This is a genomic window from Pradoshia sp. (assembly GCF_051873915.1).
GTDB lineage: Bacteria > Bacillota > Bacilli > Bacillales > Pradoshiaceae > Pradoshia.
The window spans coordinates 1-7,848 of the sequence record NZ_JBJEFJ010000145.1 but is presented as its reverse complement, the minus strand read 5'-3'; the positions used below and the strand labels follow the sequence as shown (position 1 = coordinate 7,848).

8 protein-coding genes are annotated in these 7,848 nt (G+C 46.2%); 3 read left to right on the top strand and 5 right to left on the bottom strand.

The genetic code is table 11. The features are described 5' to 3' along the window. A partial coding sequence (locus ACI35L_RS13290) for an aminotransferase class I/II-fold pyridoxal phosphate-dependent enzyme (RefSeq protein WP_439803084.1) occupies positions 1 to 1,208 on the bottom strand: 1,208 nt, incomplete at its 3' end. Positions 1,209 to 1,222: 14 nt separating this feature from the next. Then, positions 1,223 to 2,473: a GTPase HflX gene (gene hflX, locus ACI35L_RS13285; protein WP_049671196.1), complete on the bottom strand. Its 1,251-nt coding sequence runs from the start codon at positions 2,471 to 2,473 to the stop codon at positions 1,223 to 1,225. Between the two features lie 123 nt (positions 2,474 to 2,596). Between hflX and ACI35L_RS13280 the strand changes: the two genes are divergently transcribed. After that, entirely contained in the window at positions 2,597 to 3,208 is a 612-nt protein-coding gene (locus ACI35L_RS13280; RefSeq protein ID WP_049671197.1) for a trimeric intracellular cation channel family protein, read from the top strand. Between the two features lie 11 nt (positions 3,209 to 3,219). On the opposite strand, the gene spoVK is transcribed toward ACI35L_RS13280, so the two are convergent. The 3 genes from spoVK to miaA all read right to left on the bottom strand — a co-directional run bounded on the left by spoVK (position 3,220) and on the right by miaA (position 5,664). Beyond that, on the bottom strand, positions 3,220 to 4,176 hold the full coding sequence (gene spoVK / locus ACI35L_RS13275) for a stage V sporulation protein K (RefSeq protein WP_439803083.1): 957 nt from the start codon (positions 4,174 to 4,176) through the stop codon (positions 3,220 to 3,222). Between the two features lie 280 nt (positions 4,177 to 4,456). Beyond that, positions 4,457 to 4,684 carry an RNA chaperone Hfq gene (gene hfq, locus ACI35L_RS13270; RefSeq protein ID WP_049671198.1) on the bottom strand — a complete coding sequence of 76 codons (228 nt, stop codon included), beginning with the start codon at positions 4,682 to 4,684 and terminating at the stop codon, positions 4,457 to 4,459. Between the two features lie 29 nt (positions 4,685 to 4,713). Next, on the bottom strand, positions 4,714 to 5,664 hold the full coding sequence (gene miaA, locus ACI35L_RS13265; RefSeq protein ID WP_049671199.1) for a tRNA (adenosine(37)-N6)-dimethylallyltransferase MiaA: 951 nt from the start codon (positions 5,662 to 5,664) through the stop codon (positions 4,714 to 4,716). A 207-nt stretch (positions 5,665 to 5,871) separates the two neighbouring features. Here miaA and ACI35L_RS13260 point away from each other — a divergent pair, with 207 nt between their 5' ends. Both ACI35L_RS13260 and ACI35L_RS13255 read left to right on the top strand, forming a co-directional pair. Further along, positions 5,872 to 7,341, top strand: coding sequence for an esterase/lipase family protein (locus ACI35L_RS13260; protein ID WP_439803082.1), 1,470 nt, complete (start codon positions 5,872 to 5,874; stop codon positions 7,339 to 7,341). Between the two features lie 93 nt (positions 7,342 to 7,434). Next, positions 7,435 to 7,848 (top strand): YkvA family protein (locus tag ACI35L_RS13255; RefSeq protein ID WP_439803081.1); only part of this gene is annotated, 414 nt, incomplete at its 3' end.

Genomic DNA, 7,848 nt, shown 5'->3' with positions numbered 1-7,848 from the left:
ACATGTGAATACGTCAATCCGCCTTGCACGAAGGCTGTGTATGGCGGACGAAGCGGACCATCTGCTGTCAGCTCAATACTCGCCCCTTGGATGAACGTACCAGCCGCCATAATGACATCATCCTCATAGCCAGGCATATAGGCCGGGTATGGGGTAACATGCGAATTTACTGGTGAAGCATACTGGATTTCCTGACAGAAGGCAACCATCTTGTCCCTGTCATGGAATTGGACCGCTTGAATCAAGTCGGTACGCGGTTCCTGCCAGGATGGCGTTGGATTGAAGCCCCAGCGCTCTAGCATTGCTGCTGTGAAGAGAGCTCCCTTAAGCGACTGCCCTACTACATGGGGAGCAAGGAAAAACCCTTGATACATCTCAAGCAGACTGTAAAGGGAGGCCCCTGCTTCTGCCCCGATTCCAGGGGATGTAAGACGGAAGGCACATCGCTCAACCAAGTCAGCACGTCCTGCAATATATCCGCCGGTTTTGGCGAGACCTCCGCCAGGGTTCTTGATAAGTGATCCTGCCATCAGGTCGGCCCCGACATCTGTCGGCTCCATTCGCTCAACAAACTCACCATAGCAGTTGTCCACAAACACAACGACATCCGGCTTGATTGTCTTAACGAATTGAATCATTTCCTTGATCTGGTCAACGGTAAAGGATGGGCGTGTATCATATCCTTTCGAACGCTGAATGCCAATCATCTTTGTAGTCGGCTTAATCGCTTGTGCAACAGCCTCATAATCAATCTGCCCTTCCTCAGTCAAACTAACGGATTGATAACCAATTTGGTATTCACGCAAGGAGCCAACGCCGCTTCCCCTGATGCCGACAATCTCCTCCAGTGTATCGTATGGCTTGCCTGTCATATAGACGAGTTCATCACCCGGACGAAGTACACCGAATAAACAGGTGGAGATGGCGTGTGTTCCTGAAATAATCTGCGGGCGGACTAGGGCCGCTTCAGCAGAGAACACATCCGCATAAATGCGCTCCAATGTATCTCTACCAATATCATCATATCCATAGCCAGTCGAAGGATTGAAATGAGCATCGCTCACCTTATTCTTCTGAAAGGCACGGAGTACCTTTGCGGTATTGTAATCCACTACTTCCTCAATTTCAGCTGTCCGCTCACGGATCAGCTGTTCTGCTTCACGAACGGTTTCTCTAATTTTCTCGCCGTTCTTTAATTGTTCAAACATCTTAATACCTTCTTCTATTCATAATTTTTGATAACACTCATGATGGCATGATCCGTTAGGGCAAGACCCTCAATGGCATAGGTTTCATTCGCTTCATTGAATTCCCTTGACTTCACGATTGTCTCCTCCTGCAGCCGGGAAATGATTTTCCCTTCCCTTGCCGGAATCATGACGGCATATGGCTCCATAAAGCTCTCCACCATCTTCTCCATTTCAGCAAGCAGGATGTGAATATCCTTCTCTTTGCGCGCAGAGATATGGATGGATTTCTCTCGTGAGGTTGGCACAAATCCCGGGTCGGCAATATCCTTTTTATTATAGACAATCAGCTGCGGGATCTCCTCTGCGCCAAGGTCCTTAATGATCTTCTGGACCGTCTCCTCATGATGGAAGGCGTCCGGGTGGGAGGAATCAACCACATGCATGATGGCATCAGCCTCAGTCACCTCTTCTAGAGTAGAACGGAACGCAGCAACCAGGGAGGTCGGCAGGTCTTGGATGAAGCCGACCGTGTCACTGATCAGAATTTTGTAGCCGCTTGGCAGCATACATTCGCGCGTCATAGGGTCTAGTGTCGCGAATAATTGGTTCTCCTCATACGAATCGGCCTCTGATAATTGATTGAACAACGTTGACTTACCGGCATTTGTATAACCGGCAAGCGCCATTTGGAAGCGGTTATTGCGCTTGCGGCGCGCACGGTAGCGCTCGCGGTGCTTCACGACGGCTTCAAGCTGACGCTTAATTTCATCAATCCGGCGGCGGATATGACGGCGGTCTGACTCAAGCTTCGTCTCACCCGGTCCTCTCGTCCCGATTCCGCCCCCTAAGCGGGAAAGCTCTGTCCCCTGCCCGGCAAGGCGAGGAAGCATGTATTGCAGCTGAGCAAGCTCGACTTGCATCTGCCCTTCCTTCGAGCGGGCGCGCTGAGCAAAGATATCCAAAATCAGCTGGGTTCTGTCGACAATCCGCACACCCAGCTCCTTGCCAAGATTGCGGATTTGACTTGGGGAAAGCTCATCATTAAAGATGACAACATCAGGCTCGAGCTCTTCCACGAGCGGAATCAGCTCATCCACCTTTCCCTTCCCTATGTATGTCGCCGGATGGGGCTTGACGCGCTTTTGTGAAATCGTCACCAATGCCTTTCCTCCAGCTGTCTCAGTCAAGGACTCAAGCTCGTCCATCGAGTACTGGAATCGCTCATCCTCCACACCTTCTCTTTGACAGCCGACAAGTATCGCTTTTTCATATGTTTCTTCCATCTGTTCACTTCCTATATACGATGTCATTTTCTTATCATACCAAAAAAATAAACCGTTCCAAACCTCCAAAGTAGGTGATATTATAAAATAGTTCATTTTTTAAGGAAAAAAAGAGGGATATAGATGAGTTGGGATTTATTAAGTATCATTGGGACAATTGCCTTTGCCATCAGTGGTGCACTTGTCGCTATGGAAGAGGAATATGATTTGTTCGGCATTTATTTATTAGGGTATGTAACAGCGTTTGGAGGAGGGGCGGTCAGAAATATCCTGCTCGGAATTCCCCTTGCCCAGTTGTGGCATCAGGACCAATTATTCTTGATTGCCTTTATCTCGATCGGATTGACCTGCCTCTTCCACCGGTCACTGCTTCCCCACTGGAATAAATGGGGGAATTTCTTTGATGCGATCGGCCTCAGTGCATTTGCTATACAAGGAGCTTTGAAAGCTGTAGAGATGGATGCGCCAATTGTGGCAGTCACATTTGCGGCCATTCTTACCGGAAGCGGCGGCGGCATCGTCCGAGATGTACTGGCAGGACGCAAGCCCATCTTGCTGCAATCAGAGATTTACGCCATTTGGGCTGGGATTGCCGGGCTTCTCATCGGCTTTGGCCTATTGACGTCCAACATACAGCTATTAATTCTATTCCTAATCGTCACGGCCCTTAGGATGCTGTCCTACTTAAACAACTGGCAGCTGCCAGTTGTCCGGATGCAAAAAAGCAGCGATTAATCGCTGCTTTTTTATTGTTCCTCTGATTCAAAATCCAAATCACTGCTCCTGAGTGTCATTAATTCCTTCCGGTCATATTGATCACTCATCAGAAGGCGCATCGCCTGGGTTCGAATGGCCCGTTCTATGATATTACGAATATATCGCCCATTCGAGAAGGTTGACAATCTAAGAATACTTGTTAATGCATACAAATGTTCACGGAGCTGCCTGCTGGCATCGAGTGAAAAAGCATACTGCCTCTCTGCGAGCATTCTTGAGGCAATCTCCATTAATTGATCAACCGAGTAATCCGGGAAATCAATCACGATAGGAAAGCGCGAATGGAGGCCTGGATTCAAGGTGAGGAAATGATTCATTTCCTGCGAATAGCCTGCAAGAATCAGGATGAACTCATGCTGACGGTCCTCCATATGCTTGACAAGCGTATCGATCGCTTCCTTTCCAAAGTCCTTCTCTCCGCCTCTCCCAAGCGAATAGGCCTCATCCACAAATAGAATGCCTCCAATCGCCTTCTTTACTAGGTCACGCGTCTTTTGTGCAGTGTGACCGATGTACTCCCCGACAAGGTCTGCCCGCTCCGCCTCTATTAAATGCCCTTTGGATAATACATTCATTTTCACGAATAATTTCCCAATCAGCCTCGCCACCGTTGTCTTCCCTGTTCCCGGGTTCCCCTTAAACATCATATGCAATGCTTGTTTTTGCGTTTTCAGACCAGCCTCTTCTCTTTGCTTATTCACATAGATCCACGCATATATTTCCTTGATCACACGTTTCATTTCCTCCATGCCGACCAATTCATTCAGTTCTTCCTCTATTTCCTTTAAAGCAATATGGTGGGAAGGAATTTCCCGAGTTGGTATCGGCGCTGATATGAACGGCTTCTCAAGCTTCTTTGAGTGGTCATTCTTTAACACGACGTTGATTTGTCCATTATTTCTCACGCGCATCGGCTGCTTTTCCACCTTATCACCTCATTATGCCAAGGCTTCTCCTCTTCTTTTCGACAATTCTTAGTCAGAATCGGACACCAGCCCTCTTTATCTTACATAGAAATTGCTATTTCTCCGGCGCAGGCAGCTCCATTGTCACATTCTGCGCTTTCCCGGAAAATAATTGCCTTCTTTTATATCTATTCCCCTGGAGCCAAATAAAGACGTAAAAGATGCTCCTTACTCCCAATCTTCCATATAACCAAAAAACAGGCCCAGGAATATTCCTGGAACCTGTTTTTTCTATCAGTCCTTAACCTTCAAGGTCAATTTGTACATTTTTTTGAGGAGCAAAAGTAGAAATCGCATGCTTATACACCAGTTGCTGCTTACCCTCTGTTTCGATTAAGACAGTGAAATTATCAAAGCCCTTGATAAGCCCTCTTAACTGAAACCCGTTTAATAGGAAAATGGTAACAAAGATGTTTTCCTTGCGAAGCTGATTCAAAATTTGATCTTGAATGTTAATTCCTTGTTTCATTATTTTTGCCTCCTCATTTCTCTCTATATTTATCTATTCGCTTTTAAGCGCAGCATTCCTGCCACATAAGCGGATATTTCTTCTATTTTATCATCGATATGGTCTATATCGGACATATCGAACCAATTTACATCCATTTTATTACGAAACCATGTAAATTGTCTTTTTGCGAACCTTCTTGTGTTCTGCTTAATAGCTTCTGATACTTGTTCTATTGTTTCTTTCCCTTCAAAATATCCATTAAACTCCTTATAGCCAATCGCCTGCAAGGATTGTGTTTCCATTAATCCACGGTCGTAAAACCTCTTGACCTCATCGACTAAACCAGCCTTCATCATGATATCAACTCGCTGATTGATTCGGCTGTACAACAAATCCCGCTCCATCGTCAATCCAATGACGGCTGCATCGTAATTCTCCGTTTTGTCCGCGGATTGCTGCTGTTCACTGAAACGCACACCTGATGTGTAATAGACCTCAAGCGCCCTAACGACCCGCTTGACGTTATTAGGATGAATCTTCTCAGCCGCTTCCGGGTCAATCTCTTTCAAGGTCGCATATAAAGCGTCCCGTCCCTCTGTTTCAGCTTTTTCTTCCAGTTCAGCTCTGATTTCGGGGTTTGCAGCGGTTTCCGGAAATTGATAATCATAAAGCACCGATTGAATATAAAGTCCCGTTCCGCCTACGATAATAGGGATACGCCCCCTGCTCGCAATGTCTGCAATCTCCCTTTGGACTGCTTCCTTGAATTCATAAACCGTATAGGATTCGCCTGCTTCCCTCTCATCAATTAAATGATGCGGAATACCTTCAGCCTCATCTTCACTGATTTTTGCTGTCCCGATATCCATCCCTTTAAAGATCTGTGCAGAATCTCCACTGATGATTTCTCCATCAAACCGCTTTGCCAGTTCAATCGATAGCTTGGTCTTACCAACCGCTGTCGGTCCGATGATGACGATTAGTTTTTGTTTATCCATATGTATTTCTCACTGCCCTATATCTTTTTTATTATCTTACCATAAAACGGGATATGAACGAATAATGTTAATGGATACCTGTCCATTATGGACAGCAGATTTTGATAATATACCAGCCGATTGAAGAAATTTTATCATCGCTGGGACTGAGGACCGTTGCCCATATCCTTGAACTTTGTTACCTTTTCAAACATAGAGCTGTTAATTATGCGAAAGGGAGTGATTGTCATTGATTCACAGGCTGTTCCAGGAAAGTGGTTTCTAGGTAAAGCTCCAGACGTCCGCACCCCGTCTTATCCGCCAATTGTTTTTGTTCAAGGAAGAAACAGTTCAGCCAGCAGCTGGAATGAAGAAACGATCTACCACGGTTTAAATGATATGGAAAGAATCGCATGTTTGGCCGGGTATCAATCCGTTTTCGTCGAGCTCTATGATTCTGAAGGCAAAGGATCACGCAGTCAATGGGATAACGGAAAGTTACTTTCTACTATATTAAAAGAGATTTCAACCTATTTTGGGCAAAAGCTTAATATCATTGCCCATAGCAAGGGCGGAATTGATGTGCAAGCAGCTCTCATTCACTACGACGCCTATCCGTACGCCGGCCGAGTCCTAAGCTTATCTGCACCACATAAAGGATCTCATTTAGCTGACTTATCCTACAGCTGGTATGCCTCCTGGCTTGCCGAATTGCTCGGCCAAAAGGATGATGGCACGTTTTCCCTTCAAACAGGGGAAATGACCCATTTCCGCTCCCTGACCGATCAAAATAAAAACATAAATAAAAACACCTATTTCACTGCAGCCGGAGCTAGCCGCGGTCCTGCCTTTTCAAGCTTATCCTTAGGCGGAGCCTACCTATCCTCCTACGGGGAGAACGACGGCCTCGTAAATGTGTGGAGCACGGTGCTTCCATACGGAAAACATTTATTCACAGATCAAAGCCTTGATCATGACAGCATCCGAATTGGGTCGCGCTTCTTCTCAAAAGCAGAGCCTTTCTTAAAAAGCACAGAACCTTCCTCTATTCTAACAAAAGGACCCATTCCAGAAGAATCCCTTGAAACGGAAGCGAACCACATCATCCGCGGCGGACCGCTCCCTGCCGGACAGTTTGTCAAGCTCTCCTTTTCGATCGAAAAAGAAGCGGAAGTCACCCTTTTTACGATGAGCGCTGACAAAGAAACCAAAGTGACCCTTCGCTCCCCCTCCGGCACGATTATTCCAGCACAACAACCTATTGCTCTGCCGGAGAAATCGTATTTCGGAGGTGCATGGCTTCATCCTTTTGAACTGGACCATGCAGAGCCGGGTACTTGGGAGCTTTCCTTGCAATCCTCCAAGAATGACGCATTCCTATTTATCGGTAACATCCACCTGCCAAGCCCAGTACAAATCATCCTGCCCGCCTTGACAATCATGAACTCAAAGAAAAAACTCCTACTCAGGAGCCAATCAAGTAAGACAGCTATTTACAGCTGCCAATGGAGAATGATTGACCGAAGCGGCACCCTCATCCATGAATTTACCACTAAAGCCCAAGGGGCAGCACAGCACCCTCTCCCTTCCATCACAAAGGAAGGGACCTATAATATTACCGTAGATATCGAAGGAACAACCGAGCAGGGTACGCCTTTCACAAGGACAACCGTCCGTTCTATCTATCTTACACCATAGAAGATTCAATCCATCCAATTCTGGGTAGGATTAATTGTAACTACCCCATATTTCCATTAAAATAAAAGGAAGTAAACTATTGGAGGAACCACTATGACGGAAGAAACAAAAGAAACAAAGGAACCTTTCTCATTAGGAAAATATATCGAAAAAGCCAAATCAATCTTAGGAAATACTGAGAAATCAAGTGAACTGCTAGACGATGCAAACAAAAAATCATCGAAGAATCGCAGCTCTCTCGATGGCGTATGGGAGCCGCTACAGCTCCTCTTCAGCATGTTCCGCTCCTATGCCAAAGGAGAGTATACAGAAATACCCACCCGCTCCATCCTGGCCATCATCGCAGCTATTCTTTACTTCGTGACACCGATTGATGTCATACCAGACTTTATCTTTGGGCTTGGTTTTGCGGATGATGCTGCCGTTATCGCCTTTACGGCAAAGCAGGTGAAGGATGATTTGGAGAAATATAAGCTTTGGAGTGAAAAACAGGAGAACACGATTGAA